Genomic DNA, 24,843 nt, shown 5'->3' with positions numbered 1-24,843 from the left:
GGCGCCGGAGTGAGCGGGGCGCTTTTGGATATCAGGTCTGCTGGTTTAGAAGGCGGCATGCCGCTCTATCCGAACCTGCGCCATATCCGGCTTTTCGAAGCCGCTGTCGACCTTTCCTCGCTTTCCAGGGCAGCCGAAGCGGTTCACATCTCTCAACCCGCCGCATCGCAGGCGATCTCCAAGCTGGAAGCCCTTTTCGGCGGACTGCTCCTCAATCGGCAGGGGGCAAGGGTTTCCCCAACCGAAAGAGGCCTGCTCGTCGCGCGCCGGGCCCGGCGGAGCCTCGAGCTCCTGCGCCTTGCCAGCACCAATCTGGCGCGTCAGTCCCGTATCGGCAAAGGCCTTGCCATGGACCTGCTCGAGGTGCATGCCACCGTCACCCAGCTTCGCGCACTCGCGGCTTTCGCGGATATGGGTTCCTTCCAGGGCGCCGCCCGGACGCTGGGGCAGGCCGAACCTTCGGTTCAGCGGGCTTCGCGTCAGCTGGAGCGGATCGTCGGCGTCCAGCTCTTTGAAGGTGCATATCGTTCCCTCCGGCTGACGCCTGCAGGCACTATGCTTGCAAGCCACGCCCACCTCATCCTGCGGGAATTCGACAGCGCCCGCGAGGAGGTGAGGGAGATGGAGGGTACGTTCGACGGACGGGTTGTCATCGGAACGCTGCCCCTGGTGCGCACGAAGATCATCCCGGCGGCGATTGCGAAGCTTTCAAGCCGCCGTCCTCACGCAAGCATCGAACTGCTTGACGGCGATTACGAAAGCCTCGTCATGGCGCTCCTCTCCGGCAAGATCGATCTTCTGGTCGGCGCGCTCCGGCGTCGCACTCTCGACAACAGGCTGGTGCAGGAAACGCTGTTCAGCGATGGATTGTCGGTCATCGCGCGGGCCGATCATCCGCTGCGGCAACGCTCGCGGGTGACATACCATGATCTGGCGCGTTACCCCTGGATCCTACCACGACAGGGCACGCCCACCCGCGCAATCTTCGAGAGTTTGGCCGAAGCTTTCCCGGGAGGATGGTCTTCGCACGGCACCATTGTCACCGGCTCGCTGGTCGCCATCCGCGGCATTCTCCTCCAGACGGATCGTCTCACGATCCTCTCACGCCAGCAGATCGAGTATGACGAAAAAGCCCGCTTGCTCGGCGTCATCCCCTTCGATCTGCCGCATTCGGACCGGCCGATCGGGATGACGCGGCGCGGCAATTGGGAGCCGACGGTGCTTCAGCGCGATTTCATTTCCGCGCTGCGTGAAGCAGTTGCGGAAAACGCAGGCTGCAGGCCCGACTTGATCAACGACACTTAAGAGGATTGGCGGGGAGATAGCCCATGAGCTTTGCGAGACAGGCAGACATAACCGCGCGATTACTTGAGGTGTCACCTTCCTGGTCCGAGCTTCTTTCGCGCAGGGAAGAACTCGACACAGGTCTGATCCGGATGGTGATCGAGGGCGCCGCTCAATTTTCCGAAAATCGGATAGCACCGCTCGCGCAGATCGCGGACCGGGAGGGTTGCCGGCTGGTGAATGGACGGGTAGTGGCGCCGCAAGGCTACAAAGAAGCCTGGCATGCACTCTGCGATGAGGGTTGGTTGGGGCTCGACCTGCCCGCCGAGGCTGCCGGTCAGGATCTTCCCCTGGCACTGCACACCGCTGCCCAGATGCTTTTTGACTGCGCATGCCCCGCATTCGCCATGCTCGCGGGGTCCACCCGTTCTGCGGTATTCGTCCTCGACGCTTTTGGCGATGAAGAGGCGCGAAGCGAGTGGTTACCGCGCCTTGGCGCGGGTGAATGGAGCGCGACGATCTGCATCTCGGAGCCTGATGCCGGTTCGGATGTCGGCCGTATCCGCACACGCGCAGATAGAGGGCCGGACGGACGCTGGCGCATCTCAGGACAGAAATGCTGGATCTCCTTCGGCGACCATGACGTCACAAGCCGCATCGGTCATCTCCTCCTCGCCCGGACCGGTCCTGCCGAGCTTGGTACGAGGGGGCTGAGCCTTTTCCTCGTCCCGGATAGTCTTCCCGACGACAGCGGCGGATATCGGCGCTCCGGCATTGCCGTGGAACGCATCGAGGAGAAACTCGGCCTTCATGGTTCTCCCACCTGCGTGCTGAACTTCGAGCAGGCCGAAGCCATCCTTCTTGGCGAGCTGAACCGCGGCCTGCCACAACTTTTTCTGATGATCGAGCGAATGCGGCTTTTGACGGCCGGGCAGGGCACCGCGACGGCACTCGCCGCCCTGGACATAGCCGAGCGCTATGCCTGCGAACGCCGGCAAGGCGGTGCTCCGGAAAGAGCGCCCATTCCGATCATCGAACATTGCGATGTCCGTCGGCAACTGACTGTCATGGCCTGCCGGACCCAGGCTCTTCATGCCTTTGTGCTGGAACTGGCAGCCATCATCGACCTGGCGAACTTCACCGGAAACGAGGCGGAGGGCCGAGACCTGGAGGCCCTTTCGGCATGGCTTTTGCCGCTGGCCAAGAATTTCGGCGCGGAGATCGGCTTCGAGACGGCAAGTGCGGCAATCCAGATTTTGGGCGGTGCCGGTTATACGAAGGAATGGCCAGCGGAAAGGCTGCTGCGGGATTCCCGTATCCTCTCGATTTTCGAAGGAACGACGGGCATGCAGGCGTTGGATCTCCTACACCGCCGGCTGTGGAAAGACGAGGGCCGGGGGCTTCGCATACTCGCCGATAGGATACGCCAGGAGGCGGCGCGTGCCGCGGATCGCGAGGCGGCAAATCTGGCGCTGGATGTATTGAGCCGCTTGGAGGCGCTAGCAGAACATTTTTCGCGTCTTAGGACAGATCGTGGCGCCGCTGAAACCGGAGCCGATGCGTTTCTCAGGGCAGCCTGGGCTTGCGTTTTCGCGTGGATGTCGTTGCGCCTCGTTTCCCTCCTCGACAAGCCGCGTGATGAGACAGACCGGTATCTCGGCGCGATCGGCCGCTACGGCCTTCACGAGGCTGAAGTGGAGATGACCGCTGCGGAGAAGCGTTGCCAAATCCCGGCAGATTTGGCCGCTGCTCCGTGGAGTGCCCCTGATCCGTGGTCGTAATGATCGGCGACTTTGCGGGCTCAAGCTTTTACGCCGTGCGACGGTCTCCGCTTGCATAAGAGGAAGATCGAAGGCAACAAGGGTTGCGGGGCCACAAAAAAAGCCCCTGCTTTTACATGACCATTGATCAGGAGCACGGAGCAGAAATGTCGATTGAGCGTATCGAAGTTGGTCCCCGCATGAGCCAGGTCGTCATCCATGGCGATACCGTATACCTCGCCGGCATCGTCGCCGAGCGGCGCGGTGGTACGTCCGTCGCCGACCAGACAACGCAGGTGCTCCAGCGCATCGACGAGCTTTTGGCAAAGGCGGGGACGGACAAGTCGAATTTGCTTAAAGCGAATATCTGGCTCCGCGATATCGCGGACTTCGACGAGATGAATTCCGTTTGGGACAAGTGGGTATCGCCCGGCAATACGCCCGCGCGCGCCTGCGTCGAATCCCGCATGGCAGCCCCGGATGTCCTGGTGGAAGTCCAGGTCGTTGCGGTGAAGGGCTAAGCCCAGAACTTCATCCCGGAAGCGCCGGAGGCGCTATCCGGGGCCTCATCGGCTCACCGGATCATCGAGCACGGCCCCGTCCTCGTTGCCAGAGTTCAGCGCGGCTGCGTCTTCTGCGGAGGAACGGCCGCGTTTTGCTATGGCCCCGGATAAGCTTCGCTTCGGCTTCCGTGATGAAGGGTTGTGCCGCCCCTTACTCCACCGTGAACCCCTTTACGAACGGATCGCGGTCGTCCAGGAAAATGGTGTTGTAGCCGGTGATCCACGCCTGACCGGCGATGGAAGGCACGATTGCGTCGTACTCGCCCACCCTGGTTGCAGCCTCCACCTTGCCCCAGAACAGGCTGCCGATGATGCTCTCATGGACGAAGCTGTCGCCCACCGTGAGTTCGCCCTTGCCCGCCTTCTGCGCCATGCGGGCGGAGGTGCCGGTGCCGCAGGGGGAGCGGTCGATGGCCTTCTCGCCATAGAAGACGGCATTGCGCGCATCGGCCTCCGGATGCTTCGGCGCGCCGGTCCACATGACGTGGCGCAAGCCCTTGATGGTCGGGTATTCCGGATGCTGGAAGGTGTACTTGTCGTTGATCAGGCGGCGGGCCACAGGGGAGAGCTGCTGGATATCGAAGGCCGAGAACTGGCTCATGTCGCTGAAGCCCGGCTGTTGTTCGAAAATCGCATAGAAATTGCCGCCATAGGCCACGTCGAATTTGAGCGGGCCAATGCCCGGCAGGTCGATCTCAAGGTTTCTGGCGTAGAGGAAGGACGGGACGTTGGTGATCTTCACCTTCGTCACGTGTCCGGCATCGTCCATTTCGTATTCGGCCTCGATGATGCCGGCCGGCACTTCAAGCCTCAATCTGCCAGGCACCTTCGGTGTCACCAGCCCTTCCTCGATCATCACCGTCACCGTGCCGATCGTACCGTGGCCGCACATGGGCAGGCAGCCGGAGGTCTCGATAAAGAGGATTGAGCCGTCCACGTCCTCGCGGAGCGCGGGATAGAGGATCGAGCCGCTCATCACATCGTGTCCGCGCGGCTCGAACATGAGGCCGGTGCGGATCCAGTCATATTCGGCGACGAAATGCTCCCGCCTGGCATTCATCGTTTCGCCCTTGAGATCTGGACCGCCGCCCGTCACAACACGCACGGGGTTGCCACAGGTGTGGGCGTCTACGCAGAAGAAGCTTTTCTTGGCCATTCCGAACCTATTGAAAGCGGTTGATGCTGAAGGGGCTGAGGGTGGGATCTGCGCTGCCGGGTTTAAGCAGGTTTTCAACCAAACGTGCCGTGACGGCGCTGAGTGTCAGTCCGAGATGGCCGTGGCCGAATGCATAAACGATGCGGTCGTCGCCCGGATGCCGGCTGATAACGGGAAGCGAATCCGGCGTGGAGGGGCGCCGCCCCATCCACTCGGCGCCGCCTTCCTCTGGCAGCGAGGGCACATAGCGCCGCATCTTGGTGCGCATGGCCTTGGCCCTGGCAAAATTCGGGCTTGTCTCCGGCTTGGCCAGTTCCACCGCCCCGCCAACCCGCAGGCCGCCGACCAATGGCGTCGCAACGAAACCGTGGTCCGCAAAGCCGAGCGGCATGGGCAGGTTCCAGCCAAGATCGGTGAAAGTGGTGTTATAGCCGCGTTCTGTCTCGAGCAGCACCTTTGCGCCGAGGCGCCGCACCAGCTCACGCGACCAGACGCCGGCCGCCACCACCACCTTGTCGAAGGTCTCGCTGCCGGATGATGCCTGCACTTCCACGCCGGCCTCCGTCTGCCTCAAGCGTTCCGCCCGTGCGGGGATCAGCCGCCCCTTGCCCGTGGCATAAGCCTGATAATGTCTCAAGATGGCGAGCGGATCGGTTGCCGTCCAGTAGACCGGCTGGTGCACGGCACCCGCAAACGGACCTTCGAGTTGCGGTACCATTTGCCGCGCTTCCCCGGGCGTCAGCCGAGTGAAATCATAGCCGAGCGCCGTCTTCACCACCGCAGCTTCCCGCAGCGCCGCATCCACACTCGCGCCGGTATCATGCACGGAGATATAGCCGGTCTGGCGCAGGTGCCCGGTAAGGCCTGCCTGTTGGCCGAGTTCCTGGTGGTCCTTGAGGGCGCTACGCATCAGGAAGGTCAGTGCCGTGCGGGCCCTCATCCCGCGCGCCGGTGTGGCGGACGCAAGGAAGGCCAGCAGCCAGGGCGTGAGCGCCGGAACGTCTTTCCAGCGCAGTGTCAACGGACCCAGGGGATCGAGCAACCACTTCGGAACAGCGGTCAGGATGCCGGGGCTTGCAATGGGCGCGATCTCAGGAAGGGCGATCAGCGAGGCGTTCCCGGAAGAGGTTGGCAGACCGTCCGGATCAGGCTCGAAGATGGTCACTTCGTGGTCGGTGCTGATAAGGCGCGTGGCGATGGTGGCGCCTATGATGCCGGCGCCGATGACCGCGATCTTCATGGTCACGAACGGTCCAAGTTGACTGACAGGGATATCGCCGTGTCGCGGGCGATATAGTTCTGGATCTGCCGCACGATCTGGGCAGCATGCGCGGTGGCGAGCCTGTCGGCAAGATCGGCATCACCCTCTTCTATGGCCGCGACCATCTCGCTGTGCTCTTCCACATATTGGTGCGGCAGCCGGTCGTCGAACGAGGAATAATAGATGCGCAGGATGCGCCGGCCTTCGTCGAGAAGGCGGCCGAACAGACCGCTGAAATAGCTGTTGCCGCCCGCCTCCGCGATGGCCATGTGGAAGTCGCGGTTGGTCTGGATCATCGCGAGCACGTCTCTGCGCGAGACAGCCTCGGCATAGGCCGCTTCCAAGCCGCGGATGACCAGGATGTGCTCCGGTCTGCGATGCATCGCCGCCGAACGGGTGGTGACGCGATACATCAGCGTCAGCGCTTCGAAATAAGTGGGCAACTGCTGGAAATCGATCGGGGCGACGATGGTGTTCCGGTTGGGCAGGCTTCTGGCAAGACCGTCCGCGACGAGCCGCAGCAATGCCTCGCGGATCGGCGTACGTGACATCGCGAACTGCTCCGACAGCGTTGCTTCATCGAGCGGGCTGCCGGGAGGCAGCGACAGGTCGAGAATCGACTGACGGAGCCGCTCGTAAACGCTGCGCGCGCCTTGCCCGCGCACCCGGATCTCCGCCGGTGCCTCCTTTGCTCCGTCCTTCGATTTCCCAGCCGCCATGCTTTTGGTAGCCATTGATGCCAATGCCTCTATGCTGCGCTTTCCGAACTGAGTGCTCTCGAACGACGCCGACCACGATCCTCGCCGTTGAACCGTATCCGGTATGGTGAGGTCAAAGGCTTTGTCGATACTCTGTCCGATCCGCAAGTCAACCTACAGCGTATCCAAATTGTCGACAACACCATTCTTGGGAACGGCCAACGCCTGGAACATGGCCTCGTCCATGACCAGGCCCCCGCCACACGCTGACCAAGACAACGACCAGACCACCTCCGGAGCCGGCGGGGTACGGCAGCATTAAATCGCCGCGTGGGGTTGTGTTTGGATAATTGGATGTTTATAGGCGCACGCCGTAAACATCATTAATAAGAGGTAACCAATGCGATTTATTGTAGCCCTTTCGTTTATCTCCATGCTCAGCGGATCGGCCTTTGCTGCTGACGCGATCGTCCGCCGGGAAGACCCGGTTCCCGTGCCGCCCGCGGTCGCTCCCGCCGCTTCCTATGACTGGAGCGGTATTTATCTTGGTGTGGACGGCGGCTTCAAGGGATTTAGCCTCGACTTCGCGCCGAATGATCAGGCAGAAGCTGCAGGCTTTGGACGCGCTAAGGCCACTGCCAAGGGCGGATTCGTCGGCGGTTACATCGGCTACAATTACCAGATCGATAACTGGGTCATCGGAGCGGAAGGCGATGCGCAGTTCCATTTCGGTAAGGCGGATACGGATGAGATATTGAGAGAATACGCGGCTGTAGGAGAAGCGAAAGGCTTTGGTTCGCTGCGCGCCAGACTCGGCTATGCCGTGGACCGCTTCATGCCTTATGTTACCGGCGGTGTGGCCTTGGAGCACCTGAAGCTATCCACAAAGGATGGCGACAAGCTTAAGGAGGACAGCAAAACGCGCCTTGGATATACGCTTGGCGCGGGTGTTGATTATGCGATTACCGACAACTGGATCGGCAAGGTCGAGTACCAGTTCATGGACTTCGGCAAGAAATCGTATGACCTCAACATCGGATCCGCTGATTTGAGTTCGCAATCTCATACGGTGCGGATCGGCTTGTCCTACAAGTTCTAACGCTCTGAAACCGTCCCTGTGAAAAGGCGTAATGCCTTTTCACAGGTCTTTCCCGCCTGGCTATACGTTTATGTCACGCTTGTGGTGCGCGTTTATGCGTTAGATCGCCTTGTTGATGGTGTGTGCGCGATGCAGCGTCTAGAATATGATATACGTTCTGCTTGCCAAATACTATGCTGTCTTCCAGGGGAAGCCCTCGGGCCACGCCGCCGGCAATGGAGCTGGCAAGCGCGCAACCGGTGCCGCGCATGCTTACGTCAAGGCGGGGCGCCTCGAAGCGCACTGGCACGTGGCCGCGCCCCAGCAGGATATCGACTGATTTCTCCCCATCCGGCGCGTGGCCGCCCTTGACGAGCAACGCGCCGCATCCGCTTGCAAGCAGCAGGTCGCCCTGAGCGAGCGCCTCCTTCTCATTTCGCGCAGGTTCTTGATCGGTAAGCGCGGCGAGTTCCGGCCAATTGGGCGTGACGAGCCGGCAGAGCGGCAGCAGATCCAGCTTCAGCGCCGCCACGGCATCGCGCTCCAGCAACCGTCCTCCGGAGGAGGAGACGAGCACCGGATCGAGCACCACCGGGATACGATCGTGCTTCCTCAACACCGCGGCAACAGCCTCCACCGTGCCTCTCGTCGCCAGCATACCGATCTTGATCGCGCCGACCGGGCCTGCCTCCAGCGCGGCTTCCATTTGCGCGGAGACCAGCGCGGGTGTCATGGGCCCCACCGCCGCGACGCGTTCATGCGTTTGCGCGGTCACTGCCGTGATGGCGATAGAGGCGTGAACGCCGAGCCCCGTCAAAACCGCTACGTCACGAGCGATGCCGGCGCCTCCCGAAGAATCGGAGCCCGCGATGACGAGGACGCGCGGCTCGGTTCTCATGCTCTGCTCTTCTGCCGCCATGGTGTGGTTGCGGCGATCCATTCGCGCGTGCGCGCTTCCGGGTCCGAATTGCGCAATATATCTGTCACCACAGCGGCCGAATCCGCGTCCCGCTCGAACACGCCGGGGATGCGCTCCGGCGTCAGCCCGCCGATGACGACGAGCGGCAGCGGGGCGACGCGCCGCTTCCATTCGGCAATCCGCTCGAGACCCTGCGGCGCCCATTTCATTTTCTTGAGGATGGTCGGGTAGATCGGCCCGAGCGCGATGTAGTCTGGCTCGGCCGCCAGCGCCGTCGCAAGCTCGGCGTCATCATGCGTGCTTAGGCCCAGCCTCAGCCCGGCCCGCTTGATGACGGCGAGATCGGCAGTGGCTAAATCCTCTTGGCCGAGATGGACGAAATCGCAGTCCTCCTCGATGGCGAGCCGCCAGTAATCGTTGACGATGAGCTGGCAGCCATGCCGCGCGCAGATCTTCCTCGCGCGTCGGATTTCCGCCCGTAGCTCTGCCTCGTTCATCTCCTTGATGCGCAGCTGCACGAGCTTTACGCCGATCGGCACCAGCCGCTCGATCCATGCCGAGGAGTCCACGATGAGATAGAAGGGATCAAGCGTCATGAGAACACCGCTTTGCCGATGATGGGGGTGGAAGGCACGGCCATATCGCGCGGCTCGAGCGGGCCTGCTTCGAACGCGCCGCAGCCTGCTTCCACCGCCTGCGCGAAGGCTGCAGCCATCATGACCGGATCGCCGGCCTTGGCCACGGCGGTGTTGAGCAGCACTCCGTCGAAGCCCAACTCCATCACCGCTGCCGCATGGGAGGGCCGCCCGAGTCCGGCATCGACGATCAGCGGCGTGTCCGCGAAATGGGCGCGGTAAGCCCTGAGCGCGTCGATATTGACCGGCCCCTTGGCGGAGCCGATGGGGGCACACCAGGGCATCAGCACCTCGCAACCCGCCTCAATCAGCCGCTCGCCCACCACCAGATCCTCGGTCGTGTAGGGAAAGACGGCAAAGCCGTCGTCTGCAAGGATGCGCGCTGCCTCCACGAGGCCGAAAACATCCGGCTGCAGCGTATCGTGATGGCCGATCACCTCGAGCTTGATCCAGTTCGTGCCGAACACCTCGCGCGCCATCCTGGCCGTGGTCACGGCTTCCTTGACGGTGTGGCAACCCGCCGTGTTGGGCAGCACGCGCACGCCAAGCTGCCGGATCAGCGACCAGAAGCCGCCGCCCGATCCGCCATCTAGGCCTTCGCGCCGCAGGGAAACGGTCACCACACCCGCGCCCGACGCTTTCACCGCTTCCGCGAGAATGGCAGGCGAGGGGTATTGCGCCGTGCCAAGAAGCAGGCGCGAGGACAGTTCGGTGCCGTAGACGGTGAGCGGCATGGTCACCCTCCCTGCCTTGGCGTGAGGATTTCCACTCGGTCGCCTTCGGAAAGCCGGGCCCTTTCGCGCTCGCTGCCCGGCACAAATTCGGAATTGACCGCAGTCGCGAACCAGTTCCCGGCGTGGCCCAGTTCAGCCATCAACTCGGAAAGCGTTCGCGCCGTTGTCTCAAGCGCTTGCCCGTTCACGATGAGCTTCATTGCTTGCCTCGTTCAAGATGATCAGGTCGGCGGCCTGGCGCGCCAGCGCCGGCGCCAGCAGAAAACCATGGCGGTGGAAGCCGTTGATGAAGAGCGTGTCCCCACTCGTCTCGATCTTCGGCAGGTTGTCGGGAAAGGCTGGTCGGACGCCCGCCGCCGCTTCGAGAATACGCGCCTCGCCGAAGGCGGGATGCACTGTGTAGGCGGCATTGAGCAGTTCCATCATCGAGCGCGCCGTGACCGGTCCGCTGTCCGCACTCTCCACCATTGTCGCGCCGACCATGAAGCGGCCGCCGCCGCGCGGCACCACATAGACGGGAAAGCGCGGATGGATCAGCCGCACGGGCCGGGAAAGCACCACCTCCCGCGTTTCGAGATAAAGCATCTCGCCGCGCACACCGCGAAGTTCCGGGAGCGCCTCCGCCGCGGCGAAACCGGTGCAGTCCACTATACGGTCGAAAGTTTGAAGGGTCTCGGTGCAGCCGAAGAGGAAGTGCACGCCCAGAGCCTCGAGCTTGGCGTGAAGCCGCTTCAACGCCTTGCGCGGGTCAAGATGCGCTTCCGAGGCAAAGAAAAGTCCGCTGCGAAATCGTCCCGCGAAATCCCGTTCCAGTGCCTCGATCTCTTCCGCGGATAAAAGCGCGTGGCCTTCCGTCCGCGCGGCAAAGCGGCGAAGCTCCGCCGCGTCTCGAGGCGGCGCGACCACCAATGTGCCGTTGAACGCGACGAGACCGGGAAGGGTCTCTTCCCACCAGCGGGCCGAGCCTCTTCCGAGGTGGATCACATCCGCCTCCGCGCTCTCCCGCTCGCAATATGGCGCTAGCATCCCGCCGGCGAGCCAGGAAGCTCCGCCGCCGACCGCGGCGCTCTTCTCGATCACGGTAACATCCGCACCGCGCACCGCCAACTCATGAGCCGCCGCCAGCCCCGCAACGCCCGCACCTTTGACGAGGATGCGCATCAGGGCTCTCCCGCGCGGAGTTGCGGGCGAGCGACTGGGCCCGGACCCCCTCTCTTGCGATTTCTAACACTTAGCCTTCGGCTAACAGGTCGAAATCGCTTTCTCTCCCGCAAGGGGAGAGATAGGGGCCCGCACCAGCCTTGCTGCCAGTCGCCCAAGCTGAAGATTGGCAGTGGTGCAGCTGCAGGGCGGCTATCTCCCCCTTGGTGGGGGAGAAAGCAAATTCTTGGGCTTAGCGAAGCTAAGTCAGTAGAATTTGCAAGAGAGGGGGTTATCACGGCTATCCCTTATATCCCGCGCCTCATTCACCCGCCTCCACCGGTACATACAAATCCCCGCCCTCACGGAATTTCTCCGCCATCGCTGCCATGCCCTCCTTCTGCGCCTCGGCGCGGATGTCGTGCGAGATTCGCATGGAGCAGAATTTGGGGCCGCACATGGAGCAGAAATGCGCCACCTTGTGCGCTTCCTTGGGCAGGGTCTCGTCGTGCAGCGCGCGTGCCGTCTCGGGATCCAGCGAGAGGTTGAACTGGTCCTCCCATCTGAACTCGAAACGGGCGCGCGAAAGTGCGTCGTCGCGCACCTTGGCCGCCGGATGGCCCTTGGCGAGGTCCGCCGCGTGCGCCGCGATCTTGTAGGTGATGACGCCGGTCTTCACGTCGTCCCGGTCGGGCAGGCCCAGATGTTCCTTGGGCGTGACGTAGCAGAGCATGGCCGTGCCGAACCAGCCGATCATTGCTGCGCCGATCGCCGAGGTGATGTGGTCGTAGCCGGGCGCGATATCCGTCGTGAGCGGGCCGAGCGTGTAGAACGGCGCCTCGCCGCAGATCTCGAGCTGCTTGTCCATGTTCTCCTTGATCTTGTGCATGGGAACATGGCCCGGCCCCTCGATCATCACCTGGCAATCCTTGCCCCAGGCGATCTTTGTAAGCTCGCCCAGTGTCTCCAACTCGGCAAACTGCGCCGCGTCATTGGCGTCGGCGATCGAGCCGGGGCGCAGGCCGTCGCCCAGCGAGAAGGAGACGTCGTAGGCGCGGCAGATGTCGCAGATCTCCTCGAAATGCTCGTAGAGAAAGCTTTCCTTGTGGTGGGCGAGGCACCACTTGGCCATGATCGAGCCGCCGCGCGAGACGATGCCCGTCACGCGGTTCACCGTCAGCGGCACGTAGTGCAGCCGCACGCCGGCGTGGATCGTAAAATAGTCGACGCCCTGCTCGGCCTGCTCGATGAGCGTGTCGCGGAACACGTCCCACGTCAGCTCCTCGGCGATGCCACCAACCTTTTCCAGCGCCTGGTAGATCGGCACGGTGCCGATGGGCACAGGCGAGTTACGGATGATCCATTCCCGGATATTGTGGATGTTGCGGCCGGTCGAAAGGTCCATCACCGTGTCCGCTCCCCAGCGCGTCGCCCAGACCAGCTTCTCCACCTCCTCGGCCATGGAGGAGGTGACGGCGGAATTGCCGATATTGGCGTTGATCTTGGTCAAAAAGTTGCGGCCGATGATCATCGGCTCGGATTCGGGGTGGTTGATGTTGGCCGGGATGATCGCCCGCCCGCGCGCCACCTCGTCACGCACGAATTCGGGTGTCACGTAATCCGGCACTGCCGCGCCGAAACTTTCGCCGTCGCGCGCAAGCTTCTCTTTCAGCTTCTCGCGCCCGAGATTTTCGCGGATGGCGATGAACTCCATCTCCGGCGTTATTATGCCAGCCCGCGCATAGGCAAGCTGGGTGACGGCCTTGCCATCCTTGGCTTTGAGCGGCCGGTTTCGCACGGGAAACTCCGGCGTCAGCCTGTCGCCCGAAACGAAGCCGTTGTCCTCCGGTTTCACCACGCGGCCGTCATAGCGCTCCACGTCGCCGCGCGCTTCGATCCAGGCCTCGCGCAGGCGCGGCAAGCCCTGTTCGATATCGATGGTGAGGCTTGTATCCGTATAGGGCCCGGAAGAATCATAGACCGTCACCGGCGGTTCGCCCGCCGTCGGATGCACAGCGATCTCTCGCATGGGCACTCGGATCTCCGGGAAGAGCGTGCCGGGCTTGTGGATTTTACGGGAGGCGGGGAGGGGACCCGTGGTGATTTCGGGTTTGGGGTTGTTCCGGGCATCCATGGCGAGTCTCTCTGCATTCGCGTTGGAGACCCAGTTCTTGCCGAAGGAGGGGAGAGAAGCTTTCCGCTGAAACTGCATTCCTTTGGTCTGCGGGCCGGAAAGCCGTCGCACCGTCCCTACGCCAGTATGAACTGGATCAGGTTCGAAGGGTCACCGCGCTGCTTGAAGCCAGCGGTATCTCAGCCCGTTGTCCGGGCCCCCCTGGTGATGGCCGTGATCTTGCGAGGAGCGCCTACGCTTGTCAAGCCATTGCTCGATCTCCATGCCGTGCCGCTCGAGCACCGCAAAGCGTTACGAAAAAAAAGTAAGTGGGTCCAATGATTTACACGTCGTTTGCGCGTAAGTTCTCCTACCGCGCAGGAGCTACCGGCACGTTATCGATGAGGCGGACGCCGCCAAGCCATGCTGCGACGAGCAGCCGTCCCGGCCTGTCAAGTTTGGAAAGCGGTGCAAGATCCTCGTTTGCGCGCAATTCGAGATATTCGACCTGCTGATAGCCGGCCTCGAGAATCGCATTGCGCGCTTCGAGAAGGGTTTCGTCGATGGACGCGCCTTCTGTCAGGCGGCCGGCCGTCGCAAAGAGGATTTTGGCGAGCCGCGGAGCGATCAGGCGGTGCTCGGTCGAAAGGCGAACATTGCGGGAGGAAAGGGCGAGCCCGTCCTCCTCGCGCACCGTCGGACAGGCGACGATCTCGATCGGTATGTCGAGATCGCGGGCCAGCCGCCGCACCACGTGGAGCTGCTGGAGATCCTTCTCGCCGAAGAAGGCGAGGTCGGAACCAGTCTGCAGGAACAGTTTCGTCACCACTGTCGCCATACCATCGAAATGGCCCGGCCGGAATGCGCCGCAAAGGCCTTCGCTCACACCGCTGACGGAAACCGTGGTGGAAAACCCGTCCGGATACATCTCCGCCACGTCGGGCGCGTAGAGCATGTGGGCGCCGAGCGGTGCTAGCTTCCCTGCGTCTGCCTCCTCAGTGCGCGGATAGGCTGCGAGGTCGGCGGCGTTGTTGAACTGCTTCGGATTGACGAATAATGTGACGATCACGCGGTCGGCCCTGCCCAGGGCGGTTCGTACCAGGCTCAAATGCCCCTCGTGCAGCGCCCCCATGGTCGGCACCACGCCTACGCGAAACCCCTGCCTTCGCCAGGCAGACACCTCGGCACGCAACTCCCTCACGGTGCGGACGATCGGGACGCTCATGCCGCCTCGCCCCCTTTCACCGGCTTCGGGGCGCTGCCGAAGACGTGTTCCGGCCCCGGGAAGCGGCGTTCCCGCACATCACGGGCATAAGCGGACACCGCGGCGTCCGCCGCTTCCGCCAACTCCGCATATCGCTTGACGAATTTCGGGCGGAAATCGGTGAACATGCCCAACACGTCGTCCACCACCAGCACCTGCCCATCGCAGGCGGACGAAGCACCGATGCCGATGGTCGGGATCGGGATCTCCTTGGTAATCCTGACGGCAAGCTCTTCCGGCACTTTCTCCAGCACCACCGAAAAAGCACCCGCTTCGGCGACCGCGCGCGCGTCGCGCAGCACCCGCTCGGCATCCGCCCCGCGGCCCTGGACCTGGTAGCCGCCGAAGGCGTTCACCGCCTGCGGCGTCAAGCCGACATGGGCCATCACCGGCACGCCACGCGCGACCAGGAAGCGGATCGTTTCCGCCATGCTCTCGCCGCCCTCGAGCTTGATAGCTGCGCAGCCGGTCTCGGCCATGACGCGAGCGCCATTGCGAAAGGCCTGTTCCGGGCCCTCCTCGTAGGAGCCGAAGGGCATATCGACCACCATCAGCGCCTTTTCCAGCCCGCGGCGCACCGCCTTTCCGTGCATGATCATCATGTCGAGCGTCACGCCAAGCGTGGAAGGAAGCCCGTGCAGCACCATGCCGACGCTGTCACCCACGAGGACCAAATCGCAGTGCGGGTCGAGGAGCCGGGCGATCGGTGTCGTATAGGCGGTGAGACAGACAATGGGCGTTTTGCCCTTGGCTGCCCTGATCTCCGGCGGTGTTATCGATCTCGTTCCTCCGGTTGCGCTCATGACATCATCCTCCAGAGGCAACTGCTGGTGCCGGCTCATTTCGCATAGTTTTGTGCAGTTGCGAAGAAAAATTTGCGGTGCACAGGCTCTGATCGTTCCCGCATCCAGGTCGGTGTTCCGCCGGGCCCGTTCTGCTGCTACATGCTGGTTATTGACTCGTTCGGACGGAGCAGGACCCAACAGAGCCAATGAACGCCACGCAGGATCCCCACCAGCGCCACGAAGTGAAGGTCGATCTGATCGCGGTCGTCGCCGCAGTCATCGGCAATCGGCCGTGCGCGCTCACCATCCAGCAGGGGCGCGCCTTGCCTTCGGGCCCGTTTGAACTCGGACATCGCTCGCTCCAGGCGGGGCTGCGCGACTGGGTGGAGCAGCAGACCGGACATCGCCTGGGCTATATCGAGCAACTCTACACCTTCGCCGATCGTGACCGTCTGGCCGACGAGCTTACCCGCGCCATCTCGATCAGCTATCTCGGCTTGACGCATGACGAGCGGAGGGAAGGGCAAGCCCCGCGCGATTGGCGCAGCTGGTACGACTATTTTCCCTGGGAGGATCATCGCGACGGGGCGCCGGAAATCGTCGAGAGTCTGATCCTGCCGAGGCTCGCAGCCTGGGCGGAGGAGGTCGAAGGAGAGCCGCGCGAGGACCGGTGCCAGCGGGCGGCGATCGCCTTCGGGCTCGACGGCCGCTCGTGGAATGAGGAATTGGTGCTGCAGCGCTACGAATTGCTCTATGAGGCAGGCTTGGTCGAGGAAGCGCTCAGGAAGAGGGGAGAGGACGCGACCGCTCCCATTCCCGGCCGCTCCATGATCGCGGACCACCGCCGCATCCTTGCCACGGGCATTGCGCGGCTGCGCACCAAGATCAAATACCGGCCGGTGGTGTTCGAACTCATGCCTCCCGTCTTCACGCTCCTGCAGTTGCAACAGGCCGTCGAAGCGCTTTCGGGCCGCTTGGTGCACAAGCAGAATTTCCGCCGCCTGATTGAGCAGCAGGAACTCGTGGAGGAGACGGGCGAAACCAGCTCCGAAACGGGTGGGCGCCCTGCAAAGCTCTTCCGCTTCCGCCCGGCCGTGCTGATGGAACGCACCGCCGCGGGCACAAAATTACCCGTCATACGGGCTTGACAGGGCTTATGCTCAGAGTAAGCATATGTACCATATGCTCATTAGGAGCATAACGGAGGCCCGCTCATGCTCGATATTCCCCACCGTACGGACGCGCTCTACGAAAAGGTGAAGCGGGTGATCCCGCCGGTCGAGTGGCCCGCATTTACGGAGGATATAGAGGCCATTCTAGACCTCAAGCGCCGTCGCAACGCCGTCGTTCTCGCGCACAACTACCAGACGCCGGAAATCTTCCACTGCGTTGCCGATATCGTCGGCGACAGCCTGGCGCTCGCCCGCGAAGCGGTCAACACGGATGCCGATGTCATCGTGCTTGCTGGCGTCCATTTCATGGCCGAGACCGCAAAGCTCCTCAATCCGGGGAAAACGGTTCTGATCCCGGACATGGGCGCGGGATGCTCGCTCGCCGATTCGATCACGGCGGAAGAAGTGCGCCTGATGCGCCGGCACTATCCGGGCGTTCCGGTCATCACTTACGTCAACACGTCGGCGGCGGTGAAGGCGGAGTCCGACATCTGCTGTACCTCGGGCAATGCGCGCGCGGTCGTGGAATCGCTCGGCGTACCCCGCGTGATCATGATCCCGGACGAATACCTCGCGAAGAATGTCGCGGCGGAAACCGATGTCGAGATCATCGCCTGGAAAGGTCATTGCGAGGTGCATGAGCGCTTCACCGCAGCGGATATCCACGAATTGCGGGAGGCCAACCCCGGCGTGGTTGTACTCGCGCATCCCGAGTGTCCGCCGGAAGTGATCACGGTGTCTGACTTTTCCGGCTCTACCGCCGCAATGTCGGATTATGTGGGCCGGGAGAAGCCGCAACGCGTTGTGCTGATGACTGAATGCTCCATGAGCGACAATGTCGCCGTGGCCCATCCAGATGTCGAGTTCGTCCGGCCCTGCAATCTCTGCCCGCATATGAAGCGCATCACACTCGGCAACATCCGCAAGGCATTGGAAGAGAATCGCCACGCAGTGACGGTCGATGCGGAAGTGGCGGAGCGGGCGCGGCTTGCGGTCGAGCGGATGCTTGCGGTCAGATGAAGGGCACCGATCTTCGCGATCTCGCCGGCCGGCCCGTGGTCATCGGTGCCGGCCTGGCCGGGCTTGCAACCGCGCTTCACCTTTCGCCCGAACCCGTGGTGGTGCTCTCCAAGGCGCCTCTCGGGCGGGAGGCATCGAGCGGCTGGGCCCAGGGCGGGATCGCTGCAGCCATAGGCCCGGACGACGATCCCGAGCTTCATCTGGCTGATACGCTGGCGGCCGGGGACGGTCTCTGCGATCCGCAGATCGTGGGCAGGATCGTCCGCGCGGCTCCGCAGGCAGTCGAAGACCTGATGCGCTTCGGCGTGCGGTTCGACGTGACGGCGGATGACACATTGCTCCTCGGGCTGGAAGCCGCCCACAGCCGCCGCCGCATTGTCCATGCGGGTGGGGACGCCACCGGGCGCGAGATCATGCGCGCGCTTGTGGAGGCCGTGCGCCGCACCCCTTCCATTACCGTCCTGGAAGGTTTTGAGGCGCGGCGGCTCCTCACGGATGAGATCGGCGTTTCCGGTATCATCGCCACCGGCCCCGCCGGTGCCGTGCTTCTTTCCACCGGCCGCGTCGTCATCGCCACCGGCAGCATAGGCGGCTTGTACACTGACACCACGACCCCACTGGGCTCTATCGGCCAGGGTCTGGCGCTTGCTGCCCGTGCCGGCGCCGAACTTCGTGACCTGGAGTTCGTGCAGTTCCATCCAACCGCGCTGGATGGCCCCGCCCGCCCTATGAGCCTCATCAGTGAGGCCGTGCGTGGGGAGGGCGCGATCTTGATCGACGAGACCGGTCGCCGCATTCTTCAAGGCACTCCAGGTGCGGAGCTTGCACCGCGCGACGTAGTGGCGCGTGCTGTCGCGCGGCATCTCGCGGAAGGGCATCGCGTCTATCTCGACGCGCGGAAGGCGCTCGGAACCCGCTTCGCTCGGCGTTTTCCAGGCATCGACGCTTCCTGCAAGGCCGTGCGCATCGATCCTGCGGGGGAGCCGATCCCGATCCGGCCCGCCGTCCATTATCATATGGGCGGCATCGCAGTGGACGGCGAAGGACGCAGCTCCGTTTCCGGCCTCTGGGCCTGCGGCGAAGCAGCTGCCACAGGGCTGCATGGCGCCAACCGTCTCGCCAGCAATTCGCTCATCGAGGCCGCCATCTGCGGTCGTTGGGTTGCGGAGAGCATTGCAGGCACCGTCGATCATACGCACCCCAGGCCGGTCTTCTTCCCCACGCCGGGGAAAGTCGATGCCTCGACCGTGCGCCCGATCATCTCCCGCCCATTGGGCGTGGTCCGGGACGGGGATGGTATGCGAGCTGCGGTTTCAGCGCTTCTGCCTCTTGCAGAAGGCGATGGCCCCGCCTCCGATCCCGCGGCGGTTGCCCTGATGATGGCTGTCTCCGCCCTTTCGCGCGAGGAAAGCCGGGGCGCGCATTTCCGCTCCGACTTCCCGGGGCGGAGCGAGCGCGCACTGCATGCGCGCCTCACGCTCGAGCAAGCCTTCGAGGCTGCACGAAATCTAGCTTCTGAAACGTCCCTGCCTTTTGCACGGAGCGCATAATGAACACTCCTCCGCTTCCCACGGTCATGTTTGAGTCGCTGGTGCGCGCCACGCTGTTGGAGGATCTCGGCCGTGCCGGCGATCTCACGACGGATGCCGTCGTGCCGGCCGGCCTCGATGCCGAACTGACGCTCACCGCCCGGCAGCGGGGCGTGGTCGCAGGGCTTGACGTCGCGGCACTCGCCTTCCGCCTCATCGATCCGGCGATCTCGGTCAAGGTCGAGAGACCGGACGGCAGTGCGGTTCTTCCGGGCGATGTGATCGCCAGCGTCAGCGGCCCGGCACGGGGCCTGCTGACGGCCGAGCGCACGGCGCTCAATTTCCTCTGCCACTTGAGCGGCATTGCCACGGCGACTGCCTCGATCGTCGAGGTCATCAAGGGCCACAAGGCGCAGATCGTCTGCACGCGCAAGACGACGCCCGGGCTTCGCGCGCTCGAAAAATACGCAGTGCGGGCCGGCGGCGGATCGAACCATCGTTTCGGGCTGGACGATGCTATTCTTATCAAGGACAACCACATCGCCATTGCCGGTGGCATCCGTCCGGCAATAGAGCGGGCGCGGGCGCATGCGGGCCATATGGTCAAGATCGAGGTGGAGGTGGACACGCTTGCCCAACTCCAGGAAGTGCTTTCCCTCGGAGCCGACGCGGTCTTGCTCGACAACATGTCGCCCGAGCAGCTTGCCCGAGCGGTGGAGATCACCGGCGGCCGCGCCATCACGGAAGCTTCAGGCCGGGTTACGCGAGGAACTGCACCCGCCATCGCTGCCTCAGGCGTCGACCTTATCTCCGTTGGCTGGATCACCCATAGCTCGCCCGTGCTGGATATCGGCTTGGACTATCGGGCCTGATTCTAGAGGGTCGAAGCAGAGACGTAGCTGCCAAATCTTTACTCTGTCTCTCCCGGCAATTTGGTGTCTTCGTCCAATGTGTCTCGAACCCACAGCTTTTTTACGGTGACGAAGACGACGACCAGCAGCGGCGTCGCGAAGAGAATGCCGAGCGGCCCGAACAGCAGGCCAAAACCGATTATGGCGAAGATGGTCAGCGCGGGGGGAAGCCGCACCATCCGGTGCTGGATGAGCGGCATGATCAGATTGCCTTCCAACTGCTGGATGACGAGATAAAGCAGTGCCACCCATGCGGCGGTGACGGGACTTTCCGCCAGCGCCAGTGCTACCGCAGGCACAGCGCCGAGGATCGGGCCTATCACCGGCACGAACTCTAGAAGCCCTGCGATCACCCCTAGAGCCAGGGCGGAAGGAATGCCGAGCAGCCATAGCCCTGCGGCAGAAGCCGCTCCCACGAGGAACATGCTTAGGAGCTGACCGAGCAGCCACAGACGCAGGGCGTTGTAGAGGACATCCAGCGTTTCGGCGGCTTCGCGGCGCGCGCGCCTTGGGAACAGGAGGAAGAAGCCGCGACGGTAGCTTCTGGGATCGGCAGCGAGATAGATGCCGGCTACCATGACAAGCAGGAGATTGGCGAGGCTGCCGAAAAGCGTCGTGGAGAGGCCGGCGACATTCGATATCAGGGATGTGCGTTCGATGGATTGCTGGATCTGTTCGACAAGCTTGTCCTCCAGATTTTCCACGCCGAAGCGGTCTTCAAGGGCATGGATCAGATCCGGCGCCCGCTCGAACAGCTGGGCAAACTGGGTTTGTATCTGCGAGCCGAGCAGGATGGCGAACCCGGCCATGAATGCGGCGATCGCGATGGTCGCCGCCGCAAGGGACGTTCCGGAACGAAGCGGTGTGTATCGTTCGATAAGGGCGGAGAAGGACCTCACCAGCACAGCCACGAGGATGGAGCCGAAGGCGAGCAGCAACAGGTTGGAAAGCTTCCATACCAGCAATCCTGCGGCGATGACGGCTGCGGCCAGAAGAAAAAGGCGAAAAAAGAAGGCCCACCGGACCGGCGCGCCCTCGGGATGCAGATCGGAGCTGGCATCCTGCTTCATGCCCTTATCCACCCATTGGAAACCAACAGGTAACGGCCTCGGAAAAGCCAGGTTCCGAACGAGTGGTCTGACACGGAGGGGCATGCTTCCATTGGGTCGCATGAGGCTAGTGCAAGTTATTGAAATCCACACACAGTGCTTCCGCAAAGCCATTTCCGTTCTGGGCTTGCGCTGGCTGCGATCCGCAGCGAAGATTCTGCATATGAAGTTATGACTGGCGCGCAGAAAGCCATTGACAGCCCGGCGGAGCCGGGCGCCAAATTCTGCCGACGCCGCTCGCCTGCCTAGCCAAAAGGGGCACTGTGGGCGGCCGGAGGCGACAGTTATAAGAGAGGAGGAGATTGAACCGGCTACATTGACCTGGCCGGCGCGATCTTCGCGTCAGAAGCCGAAGTCGCTGCTTGGTGTGCTCGCGCTTTACGCGGTCGCGCCAGGTGCCGGGCGGGAGGCCCGGTTCGCGGAACCTTCGGCAGAGCACCATGGAGGGAGGAAACCCATGCAACGTCGTTCCATTCTCAAGGCAGCCGTCATTGGCACGATAGCGCTCGGCACGGGGATTTCGGTTCCTGCCGTCGCGCAGGACAAGAAATTCACAATCGCCCTTATTCCGGGGCTCACCACGGACGCCTTCTACATCACCATGCACAAGGGGGCGCAGGCTGCCGCCGACGCGCTGGGCGTCGAGCTGATGTTCCAGGGCGCGCCCGAGTTCAACCCGACGCTGCAGGTCCCGGTGCTCGATGCCGTGATCGCGCGCAACCCAGACGCGATCCTGATCGCCCCGACGGACACCAATCAGCTCATCGAACCATTGCGCAAGGCGCATGACGCCGGCATCCCGATCATCACGGTCGACACTTTCATCGGCAACGGTCAGTACCAGACGGGTGGCGGCGAGGCCGATTTCCCGCTCGCCTATATCGCCTCCGACAACATCCTTGGCGGCCGCATGGCTGCTCGCGCCTTGGGAGAGGCGATCGGCGGGGAGGGCAAAGTCTATGTCTCGAACGTAAAGCCCGGCATCTCCACCACCGACCAGCGCGAGGAAGGCTTCAAGCTGGAGATGAAGGAGAAATACCCCAACATCGAGGTGCTGGAGACGCAGTTCAACCAGAACGATGCCAACAACGCCGCTTCTCAGCTTCAGGCGATGTTTGCGCGCAATTCCGACCTGAAGGGGGTGTTCGGCGCCAATCTCTTCTCCGCGCTCGGCGCGGCAAACGGCGTGCAGCAGGCGGGCCAGAGCGGCAACATCAAGGTCGTGGCCTTCGATGCGCCGAAATCCATCGTCGACAATATCAATTCCGGCCTTGTGGATGTGGCGATCGCGCAGCATCCGGCGGAGATCGGCTATTTCGGCGTGGTTTCGGCCTTCGCACACCTCACGGGCCAGTCCATCCCCACGCTGATCGGCACTGGCTTCACAGTGATCGACAAGTCGAACGTCTCAGATCCGGAAATAGCCAAATACGTCTATTCCGATTGATCATGGCAATGGGCGGCCCGGCTTGCCGGGCCCCGGCTCGCTGACACGCCAGACCGGAAGACGGCATGAGTTCCACAGAAGACGTCCAGAAAACCGGCCCTCAGGCTGCCCCCCGCGATCACGTCGCGCCGCCGGCCGATCATTCCGAGCGGGCTAAGACGCTCGTGCAGCGGATTGCCGATCTGAGGGCATGGCTGTTTCTCGCAGCACTCGTCCTCGCCTTCGAGATATGGGCCCGCTACGATTTCGACGGCACTTTCATCCTCAATCCCTATAACCTGCAGTCGATCGCGATCTTTGCCGTGGCGCCCCTCCTGCTTGCGAGCGGCCAGACCTTCGTCATCATCTCCGGCGGCATCGATCTTTCGCTCGGCTTCATCATGGGGCTTGCGGCTGTCGTCGCCGCCCATGTGGTGAACTGGACAACCCCTTCGCTCGGCATGCCGCTTGCCGTGCTCGCCGGCGCGCTTGCGGGCGTCGCCATTGCCGGCGTACCCGGCCTCATCAACGGGCTGCTGGTGGCGCGGCTGCGCGTGCCGCCCTTCATCGGTACGCTCGGCATGTTCGGCGTCGCGCGCGGCGTCGCCTTTCTCCTCGCCGGCGGAACCGTGGTGCCCGTACAGGGCAATTCCTTCTTCTCCACGCTCGGCAATGGCCGCTTCCATGGCGTACCCTATATCGTCATCGTCACGATCGTCTTCGTGCTCCTCATGCACTACCTCCTCACACAGACGAGGTTCGGCCAGCACAATTACGCGATCGGCGCCAATGTGCAGGCGGCGCGCCGCGCGGGCATCAACATCAAGTCGCATCTGACGCGCCTTTATGTCCTCTCGGGCATCTGCGCGGGACTTGCGGGCGTGCTTTATTCCGCCCGGTTCAATGCAGGCGCTGCCCAAGCCGGTGAGCCGCTGCTCCTCGACAGCGTCGCGGCGGTGGTGATCGGCGGGGCGAGCCTTTTCGGCGGGTCCGGCACGATCTTCGGCACGGTCGCCGGCGCGCTCGTCATCGCCGTCATCCAATACGGGCTCGTTTTCATCAATGTGGAGCCGTTCTGGCAATTCATCAGCGTCGGCGTGGTCATCATCATCTCCGTGCTGATCGACCAGGCGCAGCGCCGCTTCAGCGGAGGGCGGGTCGATGAGTAGCGCCGCGCAGGAACCGCCCATCCTCGAAGTCCGCAACCTCTCCAAGCATTTCGGCGCCATCCGCGCCCTGAACGACCTCTCCATGTCCGTGCACCGGGGCGAAGTGGTCGCGCTTGCCGGAGACAATGGCGCGGGCAAGACCACTCTGATCAAGACCATCTCCGGCGTCTTCCGGCCAAGCTCCGGCGAAATCTTCCTGAATGGCCAGCCGGTCACCTTCACCACCCCGCAGGAGGCGCGCGACAGGGGCATCGAAACGATCTACCAGGACCTGGCGCTCGCCGATAATCTTTCGATCGGTGCCAATATCTTCTTGGGCCGCGAGCCCATGAAGAGGCTCTTCGGCTTCGTCCCGATACTGGACCGCAAGGCAATGGCCGACGCTGCACGCGCCACCATGGCGCGGCTCGATTTCCATGTGAGCCGCCTCGAAGCGCCGGTCTCCAACTTTTCCGGCGGGCAGCGGCAGGCGGTGGCGATCGGGCGCGCCGTCTATTGGGACGCGCAGATTCTTATCATGGACGAGCCGACCGCAGCGCTCGGTGTGCCGGAACAGCGCAAGGTGATCGCTCTTATCCACCAGCTCAAGGCGGAAGGCCGCGGCGTAATCTTCATCTCGCACAATCTGCAGGACATCTTCGCCGTCGCCGACCGGATCATCGTGCTGCGGCGCGGCGTTATGGCGGGGGAGCGCCGCATCTCCGAAACCACCCATGACGAGGTGGTGAAGCTGATGGTGGGCGGTCGGTGAAGGTTGGTTACGGGCCACGCTCAACCCGGCAAGATGGACCCGCGTCACAGGGGGCCCTGTCGCCTTGCCGCAGCCTTCTTTTGTCCAGGGAAAGAGGGTTGGACAAGACGGAAAAGAGGGGCGACGATCTTGGCGCGCCGACGATTAAGGTCTACGGCAGGCGGGATTGGGTTGAATGCCGTTTCGCTCAGCCCCACCGCGATCCGCTTGCGCAAGCTTCGGCCGACGGAGCCAGATCATCGGGACTCGGAAGCCGTCGGACGCGAGAGGCGGCCTGCCTCCGCAAAGCTTCTTGTATACGCTTCGGGCCGCGGGTTGACCTCGACCAGCAACGGCAATCTGGCGGGCGCGGATGCCACTGGCCGC

At 63.2% G+C, this 24,843-nt stretch carries 23 protein-coding genes and 1 riboswitch; of the genes, 11 read left to right on the top strand and 12 right to left on the bottom strand.

Annotated elements, in window-relative coordinates; translation table 11 throughout:
- Nucleotides 1–57 precede the first annotated feature (57 nt).
- The 3 genes from CHEJ32_RS25335 (at nt 58) to CHEJ32_RS0119285 (ending at nt 3,565) form a co-directional block, all read left to right on the top strand.
- Nucleotides 58–1,305 carry a LysR family transcriptional regulator gene (locus CHEJ32_RS25335; protein ID WP_051469768.1) on the top strand — a complete coding sequence of 416 codons (1,248 nt, stop codon included), beginning with the start codon at nt 58–60 and terminating at the stop codon, nt 1,303–1,305.
- Nucleotides 1,306–1,328: 23 nt separating this feature from the next.
- Nucleotides 1,329–3,065 carry an acyl-CoA dehydrogenase family protein gene (locus CHEJ32_RS0119290; RefSeq protein WP_028035259.1) on the top strand — a complete coding sequence of 579 codons (1,737 nt, stop codon included), beginning with the start codon at nt 1,329–1,331 and terminating at the stop codon, nt 3,063–3,065.
- Between the two features lie 146 nt (nt 3,066–3,211).
- Entirely contained in the window at nt 3,212–3,565 is a 354-nt protein-coding gene (locus CHEJ32_RS0119285) for a RidA family protein (protein WP_028035258.1), read from the top strand.
- Between the two features lie 193 nt (nt 3,566–3,758).
- Here CHEJ32_RS0119285 and CHEJ32_RS0119280 read toward each other — a convergent pair whose 3' ends face one another.
- Genes CHEJ32_RS0119280 through CHEJ32_RS0119270 form a run of 3 tightly spaced genes read right to left on the bottom strand, consistent with a single transcriptional unit; the run spans nt 3,759 to nt 6,743 of the window.
- Entirely contained in the window at nt 3,759–4,763 is a 1,005-nt protein-coding gene (locus tag CHEJ32_RS0119280) for a 4-hydroxyproline epimerase (RefSeq protein WP_028035257.1), read from the bottom strand.
- Between the two features lie 7 nt (nt 4,764–4,770).
- Entirely contained in the window at nt 4,771–6,003 is a 1,233-nt protein-coding gene (locus CHEJ32_RS0119275) for an FAD-binding oxidoreductase (RefSeq protein ID WP_034658782.1), read from the bottom strand.
- A gap of 2 nt (nt 6,004–6,005) precedes the next feature.
- Nucleotides 6,006–6,743, bottom strand: coding sequence for a GntR family transcriptional regulator (locus tag CHEJ32_RS0119270; RefSeq protein ID WP_051469773.1), 738 nt, complete (start codon nt 6,741–6,743; stop codon nt 6,006–6,008).
- A gap of 379 nt (nt 6,744–7,122) precedes the next feature.
- Here CHEJ32_RS0119270 and CHEJ32_RS0119265 point away from each other — a divergent pair, with 379 nt between their 5' ends.
- Nucleotides 7,123–7,821 (top strand): outer membrane protein, encoded by a 699-nt coding sequence (locus CHEJ32_RS0119265; RefSeq protein ID WP_028035254.1) that lies wholly within the window; start codon nt 7,123–7,125, stop codon nt 7,819–7,821.
- Nucleotides 7,822–7,894: 73 nt separating this feature from the next.
- Here CHEJ32_RS0119265 and CHEJ32_RS25330 read toward each other — a convergent pair whose 3' ends face one another.
- The 8 genes from CHEJ32_RS25330 to panB all read right to left on the bottom strand — a co-directional run bounded on the left by CHEJ32_RS25330 (nt 7,895) and on the right by panB (nt 15,408).
- Nucleotides 7,895–8,698: a hydroxymethylpyrimidine/phosphomethylpyrimidine kinase gene (locus CHEJ32_RS25330; protein WP_084032865.1), complete on the bottom strand. Its 804-nt coding sequence runs from the start codon at nt 8,696–8,698 to the stop codon at nt 7,895–7,897.
- Nucleotides 8,695–9,315 (bottom strand): thiamine phosphate synthase, encoded by a 621-nt coding sequence (locus tag CHEJ32_RS0119255; RefSeq protein WP_028035253.1) that lies wholly within the window; start codon nt 9,313–9,315, stop codon nt 8,695–8,697. The genes CHEJ32_RS25330 and CHEJ32_RS0119255 overlap by 4 nt, the downstream gene beginning before the upstream one ends.
- Nucleotides 9,312–10,088 carry a thiazole synthase gene (locus CHEJ32_RS0119250; protein ID WP_028035252.1) on the bottom strand — a complete coding sequence of 259 codons (777 nt, stop codon included), beginning with the start codon at nt 10,086–10,088 and terminating at the stop codon, nt 9,312–9,314. The genes CHEJ32_RS0119255 and CHEJ32_RS0119250 overlap by 4 nt, the downstream gene beginning before the upstream one ends.
- Nucleotides 10,089–10,090: 2 nt before the next feature.
- Entirely contained in the window at nt 10,091–10,288 is a 198-nt protein-coding gene (gene thiS / locus CHEJ32_RS0119245) for a sulfur carrier protein ThiS (RefSeq protein ID WP_028035251.1), read from the bottom strand.
- The gene (gene thiO / locus CHEJ32_RS0119240; RefSeq protein ID WP_028035250.1) at nt 10,257–11,249 is read right to left on the bottom strand and encodes a glycine oxidase ThiO; all 993 of its coding nucleotides are present in this window, start codon (nt 11,247–11,249) and stop codon (nt 10,257–10,259) included. The genes thiS and thiO overlap by 32 nt, the downstream gene beginning before the upstream one ends.
- Nucleotides 11,250–11,550: 301 nt before the next feature.
- Nucleotides 11,551–13,362, bottom strand: coding sequence for a phosphomethylpyrimidine synthase ThiC (gene thiC / locus CHEJ32_RS0119235; protein ID WP_028035249.1), 1,812 nt, complete (start codon nt 13,360–13,362; stop codon nt 11,551–11,553).
- A 95-nt stretch (nt 13,363–13,457) separates the two neighbouring features.
- Nucleotides 13,458–13,575: riboswitch (TPP riboswitch) on the bottom strand.
- A gap of 136 nt (nt 13,576–13,711) precedes the next feature.
- Complete coding sequence (panC, locus tag CHEJ32_RS0119230) at nt 13,712–14,566, bottom strand: pantoate--beta-alanine ligase (RefSeq protein ID WP_028035248.1); 855 nt, start codon at nt 14,564–14,566, stop codon at nt 13,712–13,714.
- Nucleotides 14,563–15,408, bottom strand: coding sequence for a 3-methyl-2-oxobutanoate hydroxymethyltransferase (gene panB / locus CHEJ32_RS0119225; protein ID WP_028035247.1), 846 nt, complete (start codon nt 15,406–15,408; stop codon nt 14,563–14,565). Before panB ends, panC begins: the two co-directional genes overlap by 4 nt.
- A 188-nt stretch (nt 15,409–15,596) precedes the next feature.
- Between panB and CHEJ32_RS0119220 the strand changes: the two genes are divergently transcribed.
- The 4 genes from CHEJ32_RS0119220 (at nt 15,597) to nadC (ending at nt 19,983) form a co-directional block, all read left to right on the top strand.
- Nucleotides 15,597–16,538 (top strand): membrane protein, encoded by a 942-nt coding sequence (locus tag CHEJ32_RS0119220; RefSeq protein WP_028035246.1) that lies wholly within the window; start codon nt 15,597–15,599, stop codon nt 16,536–16,538.
- A 66-nt stretch (nt 16,539–16,604) separates the two neighbouring features.
- Entirely contained in the window at nt 16,605–17,582 is a 978-nt protein-coding gene (nadA, locus tag CHEJ32_RS0119215) for a quinolinate synthase NadA (RefSeq protein WP_028035245.1), read from the top strand.
- Nucleotides 17,579–19,132, top strand: coding sequence for an L-aspartate oxidase (locus CHEJ32_RS0119210; protein ID WP_028035244.1), 1,554 nt, complete (start codon nt 17,579–17,581; stop codon nt 19,130–19,132). The genes nadA and CHEJ32_RS0119210 overlap by 4 nt, the downstream gene beginning before the upstream one ends.
- Nucleotides 19,132–19,983, top strand: a complete 852-nt coding sequence (nadC, locus tag CHEJ32_RS0119205) for a carboxylating nicotinate-nucleotide diphosphorylase (RefSeq protein ID WP_028035243.1) — start codon at nt 19,132–19,134, stop codon at nt 19,981–19,983. Before CHEJ32_RS0119210 ends, nadC begins: the two co-directional genes overlap by 1 nt.
- A gap of 38 nt (nt 19,984–20,021) precedes the next feature.
- On the opposite strand, the gene CHEJ32_RS0119200 is transcribed toward nadC, so the two are convergent.
- Nucleotides 20,022–21,092 (bottom strand): AI-2E family transporter, encoded by a 1,071-nt coding sequence (locus CHEJ32_RS0119200; RefSeq protein ID WP_051469766.1) that lies wholly within the window; start codon nt 21,090–21,092, stop codon nt 20,022–20,024.
- Nucleotides 21,093–21,588: 496 nt separating this feature from the next.
- Between CHEJ32_RS0119200 and CHEJ32_RS0119190 the strand changes: the two genes are divergently transcribed.
- The 3 genes from CHEJ32_RS0119190 to CHEJ32_RS0119180 all read left to right on the top strand — a co-directional run bounded on the left by CHEJ32_RS0119190 (nt 21,589) and on the right by CHEJ32_RS0119180 (nt 24,477).
- A complete protein-coding gene (locus CHEJ32_RS0119190) occupies nt 21,589–22,578 on the top strand; it encodes an ABC transporter substrate-binding protein (RefSeq protein ID WP_028035241.1) in 990 nt (329 codons plus the stop codon).
- A 65-nt stretch (nt 22,579–22,643) separates the two neighbouring features.
- Nucleotides 22,644–23,726 carry a ribose ABC transporter gene (locus tag CHEJ32_RS0119185; protein ID WP_028035240.1) on the top strand — a complete coding sequence of 361 codons (1,083 nt, stop codon included), beginning with the start codon at nt 22,644–22,646 and terminating at the stop codon, nt 23,724–23,726.
- Nucleotides 23,719–24,477 carry an ATP-binding cassette domain-containing protein gene (locus CHEJ32_RS0119180; RefSeq protein WP_028035239.1) on the top strand — a complete coding sequence of 253 codons (759 nt, stop codon included), beginning with the start codon at nt 23,719–23,721 and terminating at the stop codon, nt 24,475–24,477. The genes CHEJ32_RS0119185 and CHEJ32_RS0119180 overlap by 8 nt, the downstream gene beginning before the upstream one ends.
- Nucleotides 24,478–24,843 lie beyond the last annotated feature (366 nt).

It is taken from the genome of Chelativorans sp. J32 (assembly GCF_000518985.1).
GTDB lineage: Bacteria > Pseudomonadota > Alphaproteobacteria > Rhizobiales > Rhizobiaceae > Chelativorans.
This window is presented reverse-complemented; position numbering and strand designations above follow the sequence as displayed.